Raw genomic sequence first — 18,700 nt, forward strand, 5'->3', positions numbered from 1 at the left:
CTTAATGAAAAAGGGATAAACGATTGTGAACGCTGCAGACTTAACGCTTTTTGTGAATGTCGCCGATGCGGGTTCGTTTAATAAAGCTGCAGAGCAAGCAGGCTTGTCAACGCCAGCGCTGAGCAAACGCATTAGTAAGCTGGAACAAGATCTCGGTGCGCAGTTGATTCATCGCACCACAAGACGACTCAGTCTGACCGAAGCGGGTGAGAGTTTATACGTTCACGCCAAGAATATAGAAGGCCAAGTAAACGATGCGATTGCCTCTGTGTCGGCGTTTAGCCAAGGTTTAACAGGCACCATAAAGATGTCTGTACCGACGATTTCGGGGGAGTTATTACTGGCCGAAGCCATTGCCGAGTTTTGTCAGAAATATCCCAATATCAGCGTGGATATGCGCCTAGAAAATGACTTTGTGGATTTGGTAGGCGAAGGATTGGATCTGGCGATTCGTACAGGCAAGTTGGAAGACTCTAGTTTGATCGCCAAGCCGTTAATCCAATCCAACTGGATTGTCTGTTGCTCGCCCAGTTACGTGGAGCGTCATGGCGAAGTCAGAGATTTAGAGGCTTTGAAAGACCATAACTGTCTAGCTTATACCTACCAAGCCCAAGGCTCGTTCGATTGGCGCTTTACTCGAAACGGTATCGAAGAGAGTGTGCGAATTAGCGGTAGCTTTGCCACGAATAATGCCCAAGCATTACGCAAGGCCGCCTTGGCAGGTTTTGGAATTGTGTATGTGCCGCGCTGCAGTGTGTATGAAGATTTGCAGCAAGGTAAGCTGGTTGCTATCTTGACGGATTATCAACCACGCCGACTGGGTGTTTATGCCATTTACCCCTTTACCAAATACCTGCCGGAAAAGCTTCGCTTATTGATTGAGCATATCAAACAGGCGTATCAGGATAAGAAAGAATACTTTTAGCCAATCACCTAAGTGAAGAGGCTTTCCATTTCGCTGTTTTGTCCTTATTCTTAACTTTTTAACCCTTTTATTTCATTTCGATGGGAACATTTATGTCTGGTCAAGGTTCTGGTGGCAATGTACTGGCTGCGTTATGTAGCGTTTTTATTCCTGGATTAGGTCAATTAGTCCAAGGACGAATCTTTATGGCGTTGTTCTTTTTTGTAACAACCGCTGCGAATTATGCCTTGGGCGCGACCGTTATCCTGTTTTTCATGTGGCTGGTCGGAGCGGTTTTTCATCTGTGGTCTATCATTGACGCTGCGCGTTTTTCTCGAATTCGTTCGGTTTTATGATGTTGATTTCGTGGCGGGAAAAAATCGTTTGAGCATAAAAGGAGCCAAGTTGAAATAGGCTCCTTTTTTATACTTTTTCGTACCGCTTTAGAATTGCTTTTTAAGTAGGCGATCTAGCGAGAAATAACCGCCACCAAATGCGGCGATTAATAACGCGCCAGCAGACCAAAAAATAGACGCCAGTTCGGCTTTTAATTGTACCGAAGTCAGAAAAGCACCGCCGCCATCAGCTAAACGTTTGACGCCATTAGCAGTAAAAAATTCACTGCCAGCGTTCAGTGCCTCTATGCCTGCTTGAGTTAATAATGCATCACCATAAGGATGAGCGAAATGGAACCATAAGGTGATGGCTAACATGACGGCATTGGCTAGTGCGATGGGGCGCGTTAGCAAACCTGCCGCAATAAACATACCACCAAAAAACTGCATGCCAGCTAGCATGGGAGACCAAAGCCAGCCAGGATAAAAGCCTAGGTTTTCTACAAAACCGACTTGAGCAAAGGGAGCGACTATTTTTGGCCAGCCTTCAATAACAAGCATGCCGCCAATAATAATACGGAACAATGCCCAGCCAAATGGTTGAGCAAACACATTGTAGAAATTGCTCATAAATGGTAGGTATAGGTGGTTTTTTTCGTTCTTAAAGACAGGTAGATTGGACATGTTTTCCCTCTCGACGTTGGTCGTTTCCATAGGTGGTTTTGATAAGCAAGAGAATAGCATTAGGTATTTTTATAGTGCTGATTTGGATCAAACTATTGCTGTTCAAATGAGATGAAATGGAAACTTAATTTTTAGGCGAAATCGTCCTTTTAGTCTAAAAAACGTTTTTATGGTGAAATTTAGAAGTACATTGGCGTAGTCCCATTACAAAGTAGGCGAGATGTAGCGTGAAGATTCGAATGTTCGATAATAATGACAGGGAGCAAGTGGTTGCTTTGTGGCATGCTTGTGGCCTTGTGGTTCCGCAAAATGATCCGATCAAAGACATCGACAGGAAGCTTAACGTCGATCCTGATTTATTTTTGGTGGGTCATGTAGGAGATGAAATCATTGCTACTGTGATGGGCGGTTATGAAGGCCATCGTGGTTGGATTAATTATTTAGCGGTAAAACCGTCGCACCAAAGAAAGGACTTTGGTCAAGCGATAATGCAGGCTGTGGAGGCTCTGATAAAAGCCAAGGGCTGCCCAAAAATCAATTTACAAGTTCGTTCTTCTAACGAAGCGGTGATTCGGTTTTATCAATCTTTAGGTTATGGCGTAGAGCCTGTGATTGGCATGGGTAAGCGCCTAGAAATAGATTTAGACAGATAGCCAATAGGCTATCTGTTCAACAAATGCTGATTGGCGCAGTTCTGCGAGATATCGCCATTAAGCGCATTGATCAGGTTGTTCACCGCGCAAGTAATCATAGCAAGACGGGTTTCTGCCGTTGCTGAGCCGATATGTGGGAATAAGACTGCGTTGTCGAGTTTACAAAGCGGTGAATCGCCAGATAAAGGTTCGACTTCAAAGACGTCTAAACCCGCCGCGCGAATAGTGCCATTGCTTAAGGCGTTGATAAGAGCCGCTTCGTCGATCACTTTTCCGCGAGAGCCATTAATAAAAATGGAATTTGGCTTCATCATAGCAAATTCTTTTGCGCCGATTAATCGTTCCGTTTCGGCGGTTAATGGCGTCATCACACAGACGAAGTCGGATGTTTTCAGCAGTTCTTCCATCTCCATATAGGCAGCATTTAAGTCTTGTTCGGCGTCCAGTTTGCGACTCCGGTTGCTGTATTGAATCTTCATATCAAAACCAAAATACCCTCGTTTGGCGATGGCATATCCAATACGACCCATACCAATAATGCCAAGGGTTTTACCGTGTACGTCTGTGCCATACAAGGCTTCACCTATGTTGCTGGTCCAGCGACCTTCACGTACCATGTTAGATAGCTCAACAGCACGGCGAGCTGCACACATGATAAGTGTGAACATGGTGTCGGCTGTGGTTTCATCTAATACCCCTGGTGTGTGCATTAATGGAATGCCACGCTCGGTGAGGTAATTCAAGTCGTATAGATCTGTACCAACGGAAATCGTTGATGCGGCTTTAAGCTTAGGAGCAAGGTTCAATAGTTCTGCACTCATCTTCGTGCTTGTGCCTATTAAGCCTTCTGCGTCGGCAAGGGCCGCTTTAAAGGCCTCTTTGTTGTCTTCATTGATGCCATTGAAGAAGGTGACATCAAATTGTTCCTCGAGTCGATGGCGCTCTTCTACTGGAATGTCTCGGTATAAAATGACTTTTTTCTTCATTTTATGACTCCTTTTCTAACTGGTTAAGTATGGCTCTAGTTGGCAAGCCTTCGCTGTCGCCACGCACTTGCACCGTTAAAGAGCCTAGCAGATTGCCGCGACGAGCAGATTGCTCCATTGTTTTCCCTTCAAGCAACGCCGATATCACGCCAACGGCAAAGCTATCACCAGCCCCCACCGTATCGACCACTTTTGTTACAGGAAAGCCAGCGACGGTGCCAGATTCTCCCTTACTGGTTTTAAAGTATGCGCCTTTGCTACCAAGCTTGACGATAACGGTTTTGACGCCATGCTGGAGATAAAAGTCTGCAATCACTTCAGGTTGGTCACTACCCGCGAGGATTTTGCCTTCTTCTATACCTGGTAGAACGATGTCACTGGCAAAGGCAAACTCATTAATGGTTGCCACCATGGTCGCTTGATCTGGCCACAAAGTAGGGCGCAAATTGGTATCAAAAGACACGCTACAACCTTGTTCTTTGGCTAGGTTTAAGGCGTGCTTTGTTGCTTCACGCATTGTGCTAGATACTGCTATCGAGATGCCCGTTAGATGCAAATGGGTATCCGTTTTGAATAAATTTTCGTCAATGTCTGTCGTGCTTAACGTGGAAGCAGCCGAATTTTTGCGGAAGTACTCGACCTTAGGATCGCTGCCATCGGTGACATTGGATTTCAGCATAAAACCAGTAGGGTGACTGGTACTTTCAGAAATCCAATCCGTACGAATGTTTTCTTTGCTGATCGCTTGGCGAATAAATTGACCAAAACTGTCTTTGCCTACCTTGCTAATGTAGCTGGCTTCAAAACCTAAACGTGCCATACCAATAGCGACATTGACTTCCGCCCCAGCTAAAGAGCGATGAAACTCTTCGATGTCGGCAAGTTGTCCCGGTGTTTTCGCCACAAACATGGCCATGGCTTCGCCAAGCGTGACAAAAGAGGGTGTTTGATTGAGTTGCATTTAGATTGCCCCTGAAGAGTTTGTGTTTATGGAGGTCAAATAAGTCTTCGATGAAAATATCATGGAATCGATTCCATGAATAGAGTTTGTGAATCGCTTTTAAAAAATTATATGGTTGTTTTTTAATCATATAATTTTTATTTAAATGTTTTTTTGTAAAGGCACTAGGTGGAATGACGAATAACGAGTTCGGCTTTGAGCTTTATGTGCTGCGGGGCTTCGTTGTTGCCTTGAACTCTAGCAAGCAATCGCTCGCAAGCGGTTTGGCCTATGAGTTGTGTGGGTTGACGCATGACGGTGATGCCGCCTTCGAATAGTTGTGCCCATTCTGGGTCGTCTATGCTGATTAAACCAATTTGCGTGCCGATGCGAATGTCTAGCTGTTTCAAGGCTTTCGCTGTGCTCATCATGGCAACACCGTTGGTGGTGAAGATGGCTTTTTTGCGATTTGGATGAGCGGCGATAAAGTTTGTAATGACCTTGACTAATAAGCTGACGCTCATCTTTTCGATTTCAATGACATCGCAGGTTATGTTGTCGTTTTCTTTGGTGAAAGCTTGAATGGCGTCGACCCTTGCTTGGCGAGGATCAATGGCGATGGATTCGGTAACCACTAAAATAGAGTCATAAGCTTGGGCTTGTAGGTGCTCGCAAGCCTCTTTTGCGGCGGCTTCGTTGTCGAGTCCGACCGTATCGAAGCCGAGAGAAGTATTGATTCTATCGACTAACACCAAAGGGCAAGAGATGCGCTTTAAGTTGCTGACTTGTTTTTGTGCCATGCCAGCCGTGTTGACGATGATGCCATCGACTCTGTGTGCTTCGAGCAAGGATAAATAACTGTCTTGTAAGTCTTTTTTGTTATCTGTATTGCAGACCATCAGCATGTAGCCTTCACGGCGACAAACGTGCTCTATTCCTTGTAACACATCGATAGAATAAGGGTTGGTCACATCCGCCAGTAATAATCCGATGAGTTTTGAGTGTCCAGCTCTGAGCATGCGAGCCGAATGGTTAGGACGAAAATCAAGATGAGCAATGGCTTGCGCGATTTTTTCTCGCAACTCTTCTGATAATTTGTCTTGTTCCCCGTTAAGGTAACGTGAAACACTGGTCTTACCCACTTTGGCGTATTTTGCCACATCTGAAATGGTGGTGAAGCTTTTGTTATTTTTCTTCAGCAATGTGTTGTCTCAATGGCTAGATTAACGGAAAGAACATCCATACGCGCAAATAAAGAGGTAGGCGTTTTTCCGTACTGTAAACTATGATCCTAGCGGGGCGCAATTATAGACAGTCTTTTAATAGCAGGAGCACTATGAAAATTTTCAGCTGCCAGCAATGTGGACAGACGGTGTTATTTGAGAACACTCATTGCGAGCAATGTTCGTCATCATTAGGTTTTTTGCCAGATCAATTGGTGATTAGCGCGTTAAAGACAGTTGATAATGCTTGGTATGCGATGGCGGATAAATCCATTCCTGCAAAGCGTTGGTACTACTGTGAAAACCATCAACATCAAGTGTGTAATTGGATGGTGGAAGAAGGCGGCAGTACGTTTTGTGTTGCGTGTGAATTGAATCGCCATATTCCCAATTTAAGTAAAATAGAAGAGCGTCAGGCGTGGCAGCAGTTAGAATTTGCTAAGCACCGGTTGGTGTATTCTATATTGCGTCTTGGTTTGCCATTAATCAGCAAGAAAGCAGAGCCGGAAGACGGTCTGTCATTTGATTTTATTTCCGAAAATAATCAAGTCCCAGAAGATGCCAGTGCGATGACAGGGCATGCTTCTGGACAAGTCACGATTAATGCGGCCGAGGGAAATTCAGTTGATCGTGAACAAATGCGCGAAGACATGAATGAATCCTATCGAACCGTTATTGGCCATTTTCGTCATGAAATTGGGCATTATTATTGGGATCAGCTAATTGCAGAAGATGAACAGTGTTTGGCCGATTTTAGGGTGCTTTTTGGTGATGATCGAGAAAGTTACGCCGATGCATTAGAGGCGCATTACAATGCGCCAAATCCAGATTGGCAGCAATCTTTTGTGAGTGTGTATGCGTCTTCACATGCTTGGGAAGATTGGGCCGAAACTTGGGCGCATTACCTGCATATTGTTGATACCCTAGAAATGGCCAGTGATCTTGGTTTGAGTCTGCAACCCGTTGCTTCGAATCGACAAACGCTTGCCGTGATGGTCAATATTGATCCTTTTCGACATGACAACTTCGATGATATTTTAGCGCAATATGTGCCGTTAACCTTTGCGGTGAATAATCTTAATCGTGGCATGGGGCAACCGGATTTGTATCCTTTTGTGTTGGTGCCCGCGGTGCGTGAGAAGTTGGCATTTATTCATCGTTTGTTGAGATCTTATGTAGCGGAGTAAATGGTTGTCTGGACATTTTAACGACTTATTAATGGCTGCAAAGTGCGGGATCCGCTATCATGCTCGGCAATGGGAGCATGATGGCCTCATCTCCTGACCTTTAATCCTTTAGGATCCTAATGAAAAAGACCTTTAAGTTATCTCATCCCACCATCAAGTACCCACGTTTAGTTGAAGCAACGAAAAACGAAGTCAAAAAATATCTAAAAAGAGAGCGCAATAAAACATTGCCAGAATACGCTGACTTTTGGGGATTTGATTGTCGCTTTGGTCAAACCGAAGCCTTGGCTGAAGAGATTCATGTCGCGCAAATCAATGAAAAAATCAGCTTGGCTGAAAGCCAAGAGTGGACTGAGTTTTACCTTGAAATTCTAGCGGTACCAGCACAACGTACAAAACGTGATCATGCTAATGAGCAAGAAGATGAAGACCTAGAAAACAAAGAGCATGACGAAGATCGATAAGCATTGCGACTAGATCATAAACATTAAACGCCAGATCATATCTTGATCTGGCGTTTTTGTTTTCAGCCTAGTGCATTGTTTATTGAACGCAACTAAGTAAAAATCTTAACTCATTTCAAGATCTTGTTTCCTTTTTCCTGACTCTTTAATCACTTGTTCGCGTACTGTGTGACCTTATTATTGGAGGATCGCAGGCTGACTTTTTAAGATGTCTGCTGACTATTGTGTAGTGGAGGCAAGGGCATGAATAACGATGCAAGTGGTTTAATTGATAGTTTGTTTGAGCGTATTGAGACGGCAGAAAAAAACACCGGAGAGCGAGACAAAGAAGCAGAAGCACAGATTAATAAACACCTAGTGGCAAATCCTGCCGCACCGTATTACATGGCGCAAACCATCATTATGCAAGAAGCCGCGTTAAAGCAGCTAAATGCTCGGGTAGAAGAGTTAGAACGCAATGCTTCTGCCAAGCCGAGTTCTGGCGGCTTTTTATCCGGGTTGTTTGGTGGAGATCAAAAAACATCACAAAGCAATACTCAACAATCGGCTTATCAAAGCTCGGTGCAATCGCAATCTCGTTCTGGTTGGGGAAGCGGTAACGGCTTTCAGCGAACGACTAACCAGCAGCCTAATAATCAAGCGTATAACCAGCCACAAAGTAGTGGTCGTGGCAGTCGCTTTTTAGGTGGCGCGTTGCAAACCGCCGCTGGTGTGGCTGGTGGCATGGTGGTGGGGAATATGTTGATGAATATGTTTAGCCATCATTCTGAAGCAGACATGGCCAATGTTATTAATGAAACGTCAGCTAGCCCTGACCTTGGGGCAGCGACAGAGTCAGATCAAGGTGGTTTTGGTCAGGCGGGTTTTGATCAAGCTAATATGGATCAGAGTGACATTGACTCTGGTGTTTTTGATCAAGGCGGATTTGACGACATGGGTGGTTTTGATGATTTTGGTAGTGATGACTTTATTTAGTCATGAGTGCTAGCTAACAAAAAACCTGATTAACTTTTGTTTATAATTGATCAGGTTTTTTATTGTCTTTTTTTGGCGTTTTAGGAAGATGTTGTCGCTTTAAGTCACTTCAACAAAGCTCATAAAGCCTGTTTTTAGGTGCTCGATGATGTGGCAGTGATACATCCAGCGTCCTGGGTTATCGGCCACTAATGCAGCAAGCACTGTTTCGTTTTGATCCAGTAAAACCGTATCTGTATGGAACGGCGTGATGTCTTTTTTATTCGATTTTAAAACTGTGAAAGTATGGCCATGTATGTGAATCGGATGATGATACTGGGTTAAATTAGACAGCTCAAAAATATATGTTTTCCCGCGTTCTAGTGTGGCAAGAGGGTCAGGAATGTGGCCTTTTGACATGCCTTCCCACGAACGACGATTCATTGTCCAAAAGTTGTAGCTGACTTCGCCATCTTTCTCAATCGGCGTTATGTTTGCGTTCCATTCGAAAGCAAATTTAATGGTTTCCGCGTTATCTAAATCTGGAGCAGGAATGGGGTTGAGTGGCAGCTTAGGTAAGCTACGGTCTTTAAGCTGGCTCGCCACGGTTTTGATGGTTACCATGGGTTTACCCTTGTGCTTAAAGGTGACCATTTCTCCGACCTTGTTAGGCGCGATTACACCAAGATCAAGGCGCATTCCTGGCCCTATTGAGTGCTCAGTTAAGGCAATTGGCTGAGCAATTGGATTACCGTCAATGGCAATGATTTGTGCTGCAGGATCGGTTGAGTTTATTTGATACATTACGGTGTTATCGACGTTTAAGAAACGTACTCGAATCGCTCCGCCAGCAGGCACGTTATAGGTTGGGTGTATCTCACCGTTGATCGTCATCACTCGACCAGGTGTGCCCATACGAAAGGCATTTTGTGGCGTCGTTAATGCGGTAAATGAACCATCGTCTTTGATGTGCCAGTTTTTCATGCAAAGCACCAGATCTTCATCAAAGTCTGGCTTCTCCGCTTCATCAACAATTAGTGCGCCAACCAAGCCTTTACCAAGCTGTTCGACACTGTTCATGTGCGGGTGATACCAGAAAGAACCCGCGTCGGGCGGTGTGAACTCATAGTCGAAGGTTTCGCCGGGCATAATTGGTGGTTGGCTTAAAAACGGCACACCATCCATGGCAATCGGGATTCTCATACCATGCCAATGAATCGTGGTGGGTTCGTTTAACTTGTTGATCACCCGAATACGAACGGGCTGATGTTGCTTAGCGCGAATCACTGGCGCAGGATAACCGCCATTAAAGCAAAGTGCAGGCGTGCTGCCGCCAGATACAATGTCCACATCGGCTGGCGCAACGATTAATTCATAGTCGAAACCCGCAGACGGTGTAGCAGCAAGAAGGACTCTAGGTAGTGTACTTGTCATAGCGACTAAAAGGCTGGATTTTATAAAATTACGTCTGTTCAAAACGGTCTTTCCTATGGTTTTTGATGATTATTCGCAATGATTGTTTTGTTTAATCATCTGGGTGAAAGCGTCTAAAGCGGGAAAATGGCCACCATCATTGCGCCAAATAAAGCGATTTTCAATAGCTTCTAATTCTGCAAACTCATATCCGACTAATCCCATGCCCGATTGATATTGCTCGTAGATGCCTTTTGGAACCAGTGATATGCCGCTTCCAGCGCTAACACAGCCAATAATGGTGCCGTAGCTGGCGATACTGGTGATGGGCGCTTTTACCTTGTTTTGGCTTAGCCACGCTACCAATGCAGCTCGATATGGACAAGGTTCTGGCCACATGAAGATGGTTTTTCCTTCTATATCCTTCGCGGACTTGATTGAATCGGCAGAGGCGGAGGAAATGAGCACTAGCGCTTCATTGAAGAAAGTGGTGCTGTCTAAAAAGGGGCGATCAATATCAACAGCGACAATGGCACCATCTAGTCTGTGATGCTGTATGTCGTCTACAAGTTGTGACCAAGTCCCTGTTTTAAATTGCAGCTCAACGTTTGGGTATTGCGCGTGAAACTTTGTCAGCGTCGGTGGTAAACGACTGGTTGCCGAGGACTCAATGGCACCAATGCGCAGTGGGCCAGAGGGTTCAGACGTTGGATCAACGGCTCGTTTAGCTTCTTCTGTTAGCGCCAAAATCTTTTCCGCATAAGACAGAAACACTTCACCTGCTGGCGTAATGCGTAGGCCGCGCCCTTGTCGGTAAAACAGCGATACCTTTAGCTCTGTTTCGAGTGCTTTAATTCTTGCGGTCACATTAGAGGGAACACAGTGCAATGCTACAGACGCTTGTGCCACGCTGCCAAGATTGGCGACGGTTTTAAACATTCGGATTTGAGCGAGTTCCATCATTCATTCCAAGTGAATACTGATCTCAGTATTCGTTAATTGTTGTATCGAGCCTTTCTCTTAATACTAACCCCTTCTTTGATGGCGAGTGAACGCAAAATAGGGTGATGTATGAAAAAAGTGAAAGGAAAGGTGGCCATTGCGGCGATGTTTGTGGTGCTGTGTTGGGCGTATTCACCGATTGGTATTCATCTCGGTCTAGCGTCATATTCACCCGGTCAGTTGGCGCTATTACGCTTTATCATCGCCTCGATTTTTATGGGAATAGTGGCGATGTATCAGGGTGTGCAAGTGCCGAAAGTGAAGGATATTCCCTTGCTTTTTGTGCTTGGTTTTTTTGCCGTGGCCTTGCATCACATTGCGTTAAATTTTGGACAACGAGGCGTGAGTGCGGGGGCGGCGAGTGTGTTAGCGCAATCGACGCCGATTTTTACCGTGATTATTTCGCGTTGTGTTTTAAAGGAACGGATTAATGCATGGCGTTGGTGCTGTGTATTCGGCGGCATGACAGGCGCGCTGATGGTAGTGATTGGCGACAAAGGCATTGGTAATATCAGTCTTAATGGTTTGTTGATTCTGGTGGCAGCGTGTTCTTGGAGTGTGTATTTTATTCTGCAAAAACGTCATTCGCAGCGTTACAGTACTTTAACTTTGGTGTGTTATACAGTGTGGACTGGTACGGCGGTTTTGCTGGTATTTTCTCCTGGTTATTGACCTCGATGCAGGCTTCGAGTATTCAAGTGAATTTTGCTGTGTTGATGTTGGGTGTCTTTCCGAGCGCCTTAGCGTATGTGGCTTGGGCTTATGTGTTGTCGCACTCAGAAGTCAGTAAAGTATCTATTGTCCTGTATTTGATTCCGCCGACCGCCATGCTGATGGCGGCGTTTATGTTGGGTGAGTTGCCTTCTGCTTTGGTACTGCTAGGTGGCGCCATTGTTATTTTGAGTGTGCTGACAATGAGTTTAGAAAAGCGTTAAGCGTTATTTATAACCTTGCGCTTGTAAGGTAAATAAATGCGCGTATTGGCCTTGTTGTTCGAGCAGTGATTCGTGGGTGCCGCGCTCTTTGATTTGTCCATGTTCCATGACAATGATCTCGTGAGCCAGACGTACCGTGGAAAAGCGGTGAGAAATCAGAATCGCCATTTTGTCCTTGGTGTGTTCTTGAAAGTGCTGGAATATATTGGCTTCGGCCTGGGCATCCATGGCCGCCGTCGGCTCGTCTAATACTAGTATATCGGCGTCCTCACGCATGAAAGCACGCGCCAAGGCGATTTTTTGCCATTGTCCTCCAGACAATTCTTGTCCGCCGCGGAACCAGCGCCCCAGTTGGGTTTGGTAGCCTTGTTCTAGCTCATCAATAAAGTCAGTGGCCTTGCCAAGCTCAGCGGCCTTTTTCCAACCGGTTTGATCGTTAAATCGGTCGTTATCGCCCGCGCCGATATTTTCACCCACAATAAATTGATAACGCACAAAGTCTTGAAATATCACGCCAACACGTTTTAGCAGCGCGCTTTCTTCCCATTCCAGCAAGTCCAAGCCGTCTAGCAAGATTCGCCCTTGGGTTGGGTTATAAAGACGAGTCAGCAGTTTGATGAGCGTGGTTTTACCTGAGCCATTTTCACCGACAATCGCGAGGCTATGGCCAGGACGAATGTGGAGGTTGATGTTGGCAAGGGCCGGTTTATCGTTACCTGGGTATTGGAAAGAGACGTTTTCAAAACGAATGCCATCGTTTGGTATGGGTCCAACTACTTGCCCTGTTGTTGCAAGTGGTGTTTCTTGCTCTAGGTATTCGTAGAGGTTGGATAAATATAAGTTATCTTCGTACATGCCGCTGATGGCGGTAAGTGAGGCGGAAACCGAGCTTTGTCCTTGCTTAAATAACAGCAAATACATGGTCATTTGACCCAAGGTGATCGCACCGATAATAGTATCGCTGACGATCCAACCGTAAGCCCCATAAAACACCAGGGTGCTAATCACGCCAAGGGCGAAGCCCCAACTTTCACGGCGTAAAATGAGGCGCTTACTTTCTTTGAATAGCTTGATGAATATTTCTGTATAGCGCTGTAAAAAGCGGTCACCCAATTGATACAGACGAACTTCTTTAATGTTGTCTTCTCGCGCCAGTAGCGTTTCTAAATAGTTTTGCTGGCGAACCTCTGGTGAGCGCCAACGAAACATCAAAAAGGCATCGCCAGAAAATTTGGCTTCAGCGATAAAAGAAGGCAAGGCGCCACAGACCAATAGTGCCAATGCCCACGGTGAAAAGTGCCATAGCAAGACGGCAAAGCTGGATAACGAGATGGCATTTTGTAGTAGGGCAAACGTTTTATTAACCAGAGCAAGCGGGCGGCTGGAGGCCTCGCGACGGGCGCGAACCAGCTTGTCGTAAAATTCAGAATCTTCAAAATGGGACAGGGTTAAGCTTTGGGCTTTTTCTAAGATCAGTAAGTTTACTTTTTGTCCCAATAAACCTTGCAAAATAGCTTGTTGGGCGGTTAAAGCGCGTTGCGCGGCGGCAATGACTAATACCAACATGCCTTCCAATAACACATAGTTAAGCGCGGTTTGATAATGCAGTATTTGATCTTGTTTGTAGCTTTCCATAGCCGCCACGACGGCATCTACGATCAATTGCCCAACATACGCCATGGCCGCCGGAGTGACACCGGCAATCAGAGTCGCCAATGCCAAGCCTATCGTTAATGCAGGCGAGGTTTTCCACACCAAATCGATGGCGCGACGACTATAACGAAAGACGCCGAGCATGTTTTTATCGACGGTATTTTGAGGGGAATCAGCGGGTTTCATTAAAGATCCTAGGCGTCAGGAAATAGATACGAAAGAAAAGATAGTATAAGTCATTATGCAATGGTTTTATCCATTAAAAAAATCGACCCTTAGTGCTGGATAAGATGATTTCTCGCGTTTATCTCGTTTGGCTATAGTGGAAGCCAATGGAATTTTTATTGGCTGTTCAGTCGTTGAATGTGAGAAATGTATAATGAGTAATAAATTGGCGAAGTCTGCCCTTGATCAAGCGGGAAGTGGCACACGGTCTGTATGGAGCGGCGAGCAGGTAAAGCATCCTTACCGTGCCACGCAAACGCCGATTGTCGCCAGTGCAGCATATGGCTACCAAGATATCGATGAATGGTACGATGTTGCGTTGGGTGCGGCCCCTGGTTTTATTTATAGCCGTATGAGCAATCCTACCGTAGAAATCTTAGAAGCGAAAATTTGTGGCTTAGAAAACGCTGATTCCGCTGTTGCATTCAGCACGGGCATGGCGGCAATCAGCAGTGTACTGTATACCTTTTTATCAAATGGCTGCCGTGTAGTGTCGACGAAAGACAGTTATGGCGGTACCAATAAAGTCTTTGAAGAGTTTTTACCACGTATGGGGGTGAGCGTGACGCTTTGCGAAACGCACAGTCATGAGCAAATCGAAGATGAAATTGCTAAAGGCTGTGATGTTTTATATTTAGAAACCCCAACCAATCCTACCTTGAAAATTGTCGATGTAAAACGCCTTGTGGTAGCGGCTAAAAAGGTCGGTGCCTTGGTTATTGCGGATAACACTTTTGCGACGCCCTTGAATCAAAGTCCTTTGGCATTGGGTGTGGATATTGTTATTCACAGTGCGACCAAGTTTTTGAGCGGGCACGCCGATGCCATGGGTGGTTTGGTGTGTGGCTCTGAGGATTTGATGGCAAAGGTTCGTCATTATCGAGAAATCAATGGCGCATCACTCGATCCGTTTTCGGCGTATTTGATTATTCGTGGCATGAAAACCTTGGCGTTGCGGATTCGTCAGCAACAAAACAGCGCACAAGCGATTGCGGAATATTTATTGACGGAACCCTTGGTGGAAGCGGTGAATTACCCGGGACTACCAAACCATGTGAATCATGCTATTGCCTGCGAACAGATGCGAGGTTTTGGTGCGATGGTGAGTTTTGTTTTAGTGGGTGGTATGGATACGGTGAAAATCTTATTGCCGCAATTACAGTATGCCCATTGCGCTGGTAACTTGGGTGCGGTCGAAACCATTTATGGACCTGCTAGAACCACCAGCCATGTGGAAAATACCTTAGAAGAGCGTTTGGCGCTGGGCATTTCTGAAGGTTTAGTGCGGATATCTGTGGGGATTGAAGACACTGACGATTTGATCGCGGATCTACAACAAGCGTTTAAACGAGTTAGGGGGCTTTCTCTTGAAAACTCTGACTCGCTTTCATGCTGTACAAAATGAAAAAACACGGGAGTACATTAGTGTTTCACTAGGGACTGTTAGTGGCAACTCCTGTATTATGCGCCGCTATGAAATGGCATTAAGATCAGATACGTAAATAACTTAGGGTTCGTTTTTACATAAACTGGGGACATAAAATATGAAAAAATTAGTGATCGCTGCCATGGCTTTGTGCAGCGCAACATTGGCATCAGCGTCGGATAATGCGTTGTGGGAAAAATCCACCCTGAATGAAATTTTAAACCGTGGCGAGCTTCAAGTTTGTGCTGAAGCGGGTTACATGCCGTTTGATATGCGAGATAAAAGTGGCAATATTGTTGGCTTTGATGTGGACATTGCTAAGTCTATGGCAAAGGCTATGGGCGTCAAAATTGACATTCGTAACACGGCTTGGGATGGCATTATTCCAGCTTTATTAACGGCAAAGTGCGATATCATTATTTCAGGTATGACGATTACGCCAGAGCGTAACTTGAAAGTGAACTTTACCGATCCTTACATAGTGGTCGGTCAAACGATTTTGTTGAGTCCTAAGTTGCAAGGAAAAGTTAACAGCTACAGAGATCTTAACGACGCAAAATATACTATTGCCACAAAATTAGGTGCTACTTCGGACTATGCCGTAAAAAGATACATGAGCAAAGCTAAGTTGAATCTGTTTGAAACGGAATCTGAAGCCGCTTTAGAAGTGGTGAATGGTAATGCCGATGCGTTTGTGTATGACTTGCCATACAACGCAATTTATGCGGCGCAAAGTAAAGGTAAGGTATTGCATTTAGATGAATCCTTTACTTTTGAACCGTTGGGTTTTGCGATTCGTAAGGGCGATCCAGACTTTATGAATTTCTTGAATAATTACCTTGCTCAGATCAAAGGCGATGGCACTTACGACAAGATTTATCAGAAGTGGTTTGAAGGTGATTCTTGGTTGAGCACTATTCAGTAATATGAGAAACACACAAAAAGTGGCGCAATATTGCGCCACTTTTTATGCATTCTTGCTTGAGACAATCTTTCATCACTACTGCACTCATGACATTGTGAAAAGGTTTTTTTGAGTTAAAAAAATACGACGGGGAACTTCTCATTGATGGAAAAACAATCTCATTTGCTTTTGTGGAAAGCGGTCTTTGTTCTAATCATCATAGGATTAGGCTTTGGCATTTATGCTGGCAGCAAAAGTATTGATTACACTTGGCGCTGGGAGCGTATTCCACAGTACATCATTAATACCGAAGCGACAACGGTTCGATCGCCTTTTGATGGTTCTGCAACGATTGAAAAGGGAAAGTTGATTGTTACTTCTGATTATGGTGATGATCCATTAGTGATCAAAAAGTTTGATAACTTACTGGTTAGTAATGGCGATTTGGTGTTTGAAGGTGATCCAGTTGCCGAAGTAGAAAACTGGAATATTGGCCCGCTCACGTGGGGGCTGGTGATGACATTACAGTTGTCTGTGGTCTCTTTAGTGTTTGCCGTGGTGATTGGCCTATTTGCAGGACTGGCTCGAATTTCGTCCAACCCCGCGTTGCGTTATTTGGCAGTGACTTACATTGAACTGATTCGTGGTACGCCATTATTAGTGCAGATTTTTATCTTCTATTTTTTTATCGGCACGGTATTGGATTTAGACCGTTTTACCGCTGGTGTGGCGGCTTTATCTGTATTTACTGGCGCCTATATTGCCGAAATCGTGCGTTCTGGTATTCAATCTATTAGCCCAGGTCAAATGGAAGCGGCGCGTAGTCTAGGGATGAATTACGTTCAAGCTATGGTCAATGTGATATTACCGCAGGCGTTCAAACGAACTTTACCGCCGATGGCTGGACAATTTATTAACCTGATCAAAGACTCGTCTCTGGTATCGGTTATTTCTATTACTGATTTAACCAAGGCTGGTCGCGAAGTGGTGAGTTCCACGTTTGCGCCATTTGAAGTGTGGTTTGCCGTGGCGCTGATGTATTTAGTGCTAACCGGTGCCTTGTCTTGGGCCATTCAGCGTCTTGAAAAGAGGTTATCTGCCAGTGACTAATATGACCGATAAGAGCATCATTCAAGCTCGTAATATTGAAAAGATTTACCCGAATGGCTGTCATGCTTTAAAAAATGTTTCTCTCGATATTAATCGTGGTGAAGTGGTCGTGATTATTGGGCCTAGTGGCTCAGGTAAGTCGACGTTTTTACGTACTTTGAATCAGTTGGAAACCATTTCTGATGGCACGATTCATATTGATGAAGTGAGCCTGACAGACAGAAAAACCAACATTAATAAGGTGCGCGAAGAAGTGGGCATGGTGTTCCAGTCCTTTAATCTTTTTCCACATAAAACAGCGTTGGGTAACGTGGCATTGTCGCCCATCAAGGTGAAGAAAAAGCCTCGCGCAGTCGCGGAGCAAGAAGGCCGTGAGCTACTCAAAAAAGTAGGCCTAGCGGAGCGCATGAATAACTACCCATCACATTTGTCTGGTGGTCAGCAACAGCGTGTGGCCATAGCGAGAGCCTTGGCTATGCATCCGAAGATTATGTTGTTTGATGAACCGACCAGCGCGCTTGATCCTGAAATGGTTGGGGAAGTGCTGGACGTGATGAAAAGCCTCGCTCGTGATGGTATGACCATGGTGGTGGTCACTCATGAAATGGGCTTTGCCCGTGAAGTAGCGGATCGCGTAGTGTTCATGGAAGAAGGTGAGTTAGTGTTTGAAGAAAGCCCTGAGCGCTTCTTTAGTTCTGACAATCCGCGTTTACAGCGCTTCCTTGGTCAGGTTCTTTAGTTTTGATGACACATCTTGGCCGCCATCATTGGCCAAGATTCTCTCCTTTATTGGGTATTCATCATGAATAAGAAATCCCTTCCGCCATTAAATTGGCTACATACCTTTGAAGTATCGGCGCGATGTCTTAATTTCACTCATGCAGCGGAAGAGCTATGCTTAACCCAAGGTGCAGTGAGTCAGCAAATTCGTTTGCTGGAAAGTCATTTGGGGGTGTCGTTATTTAAGCGTTTACCGCGTGGCTTGAGTTTAACGGAAGAAGGGCGCTCTTACTTTCCGGTAGTAAAAGACGCGATTTCTCGTTTGGCGGTTGGCACGAACGAAATATTTTCCCAACAGGATAAGCAGCTCATCAAAGTCTGTGGCAGTTTGTCGTTCTTCTCTCACTGGTTGGCGCCTAAACTTGCCAGTTTTAGTGTCGCTTATCCCCACTATGGCATTCGTTATGTGAGCAATATTTGGGTGCAAGCCTTAGACGATGAAGAGGATATGGAAATTCGCTGGGGGCATGGTGAATGGCCTGGGTTGATCTCACAACGGCTTACTTGGGACAATCTTGTACCGGTGTGTTCCCCTGAACTGATGGCACGATTACCTTTGCGAGAACCCGCGGATTTGGTGAATCATTCACTACTGCATGTGATTGGTTACGAAGAAGGTTGGGGTTACTGGCTGAACATTATGGGCGTGGATAACGTTGACTCGTCAATGGGGATGCAGTTCGATACGTTAGTGTCGACATTGCGCATGGCGGAACTTGGTCAAGGTGTGGCTTTAGGCCGTTCTTCTATGGTGCAAGAGATGCTGAGCGAAGGTAAATTGGTCGCACCATTTGGACAAACGGTCGAAGCTAGCGAATCCTTTTACTTAGTACGACGGTCTGGCGCGCAATTGCATCATGCTGCGAATGTTTTTTTTGATTGGCTGGTGAAACAGGCCCATAGGCCTTAGTTAAAAAACATT

19 protein-coding genes and 1 pseudogene are annotated in these 18,700 nt (G+C 45.2%); 13 read left to right on the forward strand and 7 right to left on the reverse strand.

The genetic code is table 11. From position 1 onward, the window contains the following. The first annotated feature begins 25 nt into the window (after positions 1 to 25). Both AC0L6V_RS22025 and AC0L6V_RS22030 read left to right on the forward strand, forming a co-directional pair. The gene (locus tag AC0L6V_RS22025) at positions 26 to 925 is read left to right on the forward strand and encodes a LysR family transcriptional regulator (RefSeq protein ID WP_265220485.1); all 900 of its coding nucleotides are present in this window, start codon (positions 26 to 28) and stop codon (positions 923 to 925) included. A 92-nt stretch (positions 926 to 1,017) separates the two neighbouring features. Further along, complete coding sequence (locus AC0L6V_RS22030; protein ID WP_265220486.1) at positions 1,018 to 1,260, forward strand: hypothetical protein; 243 nt, start codon at positions 1,018 to 1,020, stop codon at positions 1,258 to 1,260. A gap of 87 nt (positions 1,261 to 1,347) precedes the next feature. Here the strand turns inward: AC0L6V_RS22030 and AC0L6V_RS22035 are convergent, their stop codons facing one another. Beyond that, on the reverse strand, positions 1,348 to 1,923 hold the full coding sequence (locus AC0L6V_RS22035) for a DoxX family protein (protein ID WP_409419092.1): 576 nt from the start codon (positions 1,921 to 1,923) through the stop codon (positions 1,348 to 1,350). A 227-nt stretch (positions 1,924 to 2,150) separates the two neighbouring features. Between AC0L6V_RS22035 and AC0L6V_RS22040 the strand changes: the two genes are divergently transcribed. Next, the gene (locus tag AC0L6V_RS22040; RefSeq protein WP_265220488.1) at positions 2,151 to 2,576 is read left to right on the forward strand and encodes a GNAT family acetyltransferase; all 426 of its coding nucleotides are present in this window, start codon (positions 2,151 to 2,153) and stop codon (positions 2,574 to 2,576) included. Positions 2,577 to 2,584: 8 nt separating this feature from the next. Here AC0L6V_RS22040 and AC0L6V_RS22045 read toward each other — a convergent pair whose 3' ends face one another. The 3 genes from AC0L6V_RS22045 to AC0L6V_RS22055 all read right to left on the reverse strand — a co-directional run bounded on the left by AC0L6V_RS22045 (position 2,585) and on the right by AC0L6V_RS22055 (position 5,704). Next, positions 2,585 to 3,562: a 2-hydroxyacid dehydrogenase gene (locus AC0L6V_RS22045; RefSeq protein ID WP_265220489.1), complete on the reverse strand. Its 978-nt coding sequence runs from the start codon at positions 3,560 to 3,562 to the stop codon at positions 2,585 to 2,587. A gap of 1 nt (position 3,563) precedes the next feature. Further along, complete coding sequence (locus AC0L6V_RS22050; RefSeq protein ID WP_265220490.1) at positions 3,564 to 4,523, reverse strand: sugar kinase; 960 nt, start codon at positions 4,521 to 4,523, stop codon at positions 3,564 to 3,566. 164 nt (positions 4,524 to 4,687) lie between these two features. Beyond that, positions 4,688 to 5,704 (reverse strand): LacI family DNA-binding transcriptional regulator, encoded by a 1,017-nt coding sequence (locus AC0L6V_RS22055; RefSeq protein ID WP_265220491.1) that lies wholly within the window; start codon positions 5,702 to 5,704, stop codon positions 4,688 to 4,690. A 134-nt stretch (positions 5,705 to 5,838) separates the two neighbouring features. On the opposite strand from AC0L6V_RS22055, the gene AC0L6V_RS22060 reads away from it, so the two are divergent. From AC0L6V_RS22060 to AC0L6V_RS22070, 3 genes are all read left to right on the forward strand, one after another. Beyond that, on the forward strand, positions 5,839 to 6,912 hold the full coding sequence (locus AC0L6V_RS22060) for a zinc-binding metallopeptidase family protein (protein ID WP_265220492.1): 1,074 nt from the start codon (positions 5,839 to 5,841) through the stop codon (positions 6,910 to 6,912). A gap of 119 nt (positions 6,913 to 7,031) precedes the next feature. Then, positions 7,032 to 7,376 carry a DUF6172 family protein gene (locus tag AC0L6V_RS22065; RefSeq protein ID WP_265220493.1) on the forward strand — a complete coding sequence of 115 codons (345 nt, stop codon included), beginning with the start codon at positions 7,032 to 7,034 and terminating at the stop codon, positions 7,374 to 7,376. A 243-nt stretch (positions 7,377 to 7,619) separates the two neighbouring features. Next, complete coding sequence (locus AC0L6V_RS22070) at positions 7,620 to 8,351, forward strand: DUF2076 domain-containing protein (protein ID WP_265220494.1); 732 nt, start codon at positions 7,620 to 7,622, stop codon at positions 8,349 to 8,351. A 99-nt stretch (positions 8,352 to 8,450) separates the two neighbouring features. Here AC0L6V_RS22070 and AC0L6V_RS22075 read toward each other — a convergent pair whose 3' ends face one another. Together AC0L6V_RS22075 and AC0L6V_RS22080 are read right to left on the reverse strand one after the other, a co-directional pair. After that, entirely contained in the window at positions 8,451 to 9,806 is a 1,356-nt protein-coding gene (locus AC0L6V_RS22075) for a multicopper oxidase family protein (RefSeq protein ID WP_409419093.1), read from the reverse strand. 27 nt (positions 9,807 to 9,833) lie between these two features. Then, positions 9,834 to 10,703 (reverse strand): LysR family transcriptional regulator, encoded by an 870-nt coding sequence (locus AC0L6V_RS22080; protein WP_409419094.1) that lies wholly within the window; start codon positions 10,701 to 10,703, stop codon positions 9,834 to 9,836. A 147-nt stretch (positions 10,704 to 10,850) separates the two neighbouring features. Between AC0L6V_RS22080 and AC0L6V_RS22085 the strand changes: the two are divergent. Both AC0L6V_RS22085 and AC0L6V_RS22090 read left to right on the forward strand, forming a co-directional pair. Then, positions 10,851 to 11,219, forward strand: a pseudogene (locus AC0L6V_RS22085) (DMT family transporter); the annotation flags it as partial. A 71-nt stretch (positions 11,220 to 11,290) separates the two neighbouring features. Then, on the forward strand, positions 11,291 to 11,680 hold the full coding sequence (locus AC0L6V_RS22090) for an EamA family transporter (protein WP_473482356.1): 390 nt from the start codon (positions 11,291 to 11,293) through the stop codon (positions 11,678 to 11,680). A gap of 3 nt (positions 11,681 to 11,683) precedes the next feature. Here the strand turns inward: AC0L6V_RS22090 and AC0L6V_RS22095 are convergent, their stop codons facing one another. Further along, the gene (locus AC0L6V_RS22095) at positions 11,684 to 13,519 is read right to left on the reverse strand and encodes an ABC transporter ATP-binding protein (protein ID WP_265220500.1); all 1,836 of its coding nucleotides are present in this window, start codon (positions 13,517 to 13,519) and stop codon (positions 11,684 to 11,686) included. Positions 13,520 to 13,712: 193 nt separating this feature from the next. On the opposite strand from AC0L6V_RS22095, the gene AC0L6V_RS22100 reads away from it, so the two are divergent. From AC0L6V_RS22100 to AC0L6V_RS22120, 5 genes are all read left to right on the forward strand, one after another. Continuing rightward, the gene (locus AC0L6V_RS22100; protein ID WP_265220501.1) at positions 13,713 to 14,963 is read left to right on the forward strand and encodes a cystathionine gamma-synthase family protein; all 1,251 of its coding nucleotides are present in this window, start codon (positions 13,713 to 13,715) and stop codon (positions 14,961 to 14,963) included. 139 nt (positions 14,964 to 15,102) lie between these two features. Then, entirely contained in the window at positions 15,103 to 15,909 is an 807-nt protein-coding gene (locus tag AC0L6V_RS22105; protein WP_265220502.1) for a transporter substrate-binding domain-containing protein, read from the forward strand. A 144-nt stretch (positions 15,910 to 16,053) separates the two neighbouring features. Beyond that, positions 16,054 to 16,998: an amino acid ABC transporter permease gene (locus AC0L6V_RS22110; protein WP_265220503.1), complete on the forward strand. Its 945-nt coding sequence runs from the start codon at positions 16,054 to 16,056 to the stop codon at positions 16,996 to 16,998. Between the two features lies 1 nt (position 16,999). Then, a complete protein-coding gene (locus AC0L6V_RS22115) occupies positions 17,000 to 17,737 on the forward strand; it encodes an amino acid ABC transporter ATP-binding protein (protein WP_265220741.1) in 738 nt (245 codons plus the stop codon). 63 nt (positions 17,738 to 17,800) lie between these two features. Continuing rightward, positions 17,801 to 18,688, forward strand: a complete 888-nt coding sequence (locus AC0L6V_RS22120) for a LysR substrate-binding domain-containing protein (RefSeq protein WP_409419096.1) — start codon at positions 17,801 to 17,803, stop codon at positions 18,686 to 18,688. Positions 18,689 to 18,700: the final 12 nt, after the last annotated feature.

It is taken from the genome of Marinomonas sp. G8-14 (genome assembly GCF_055808935.1).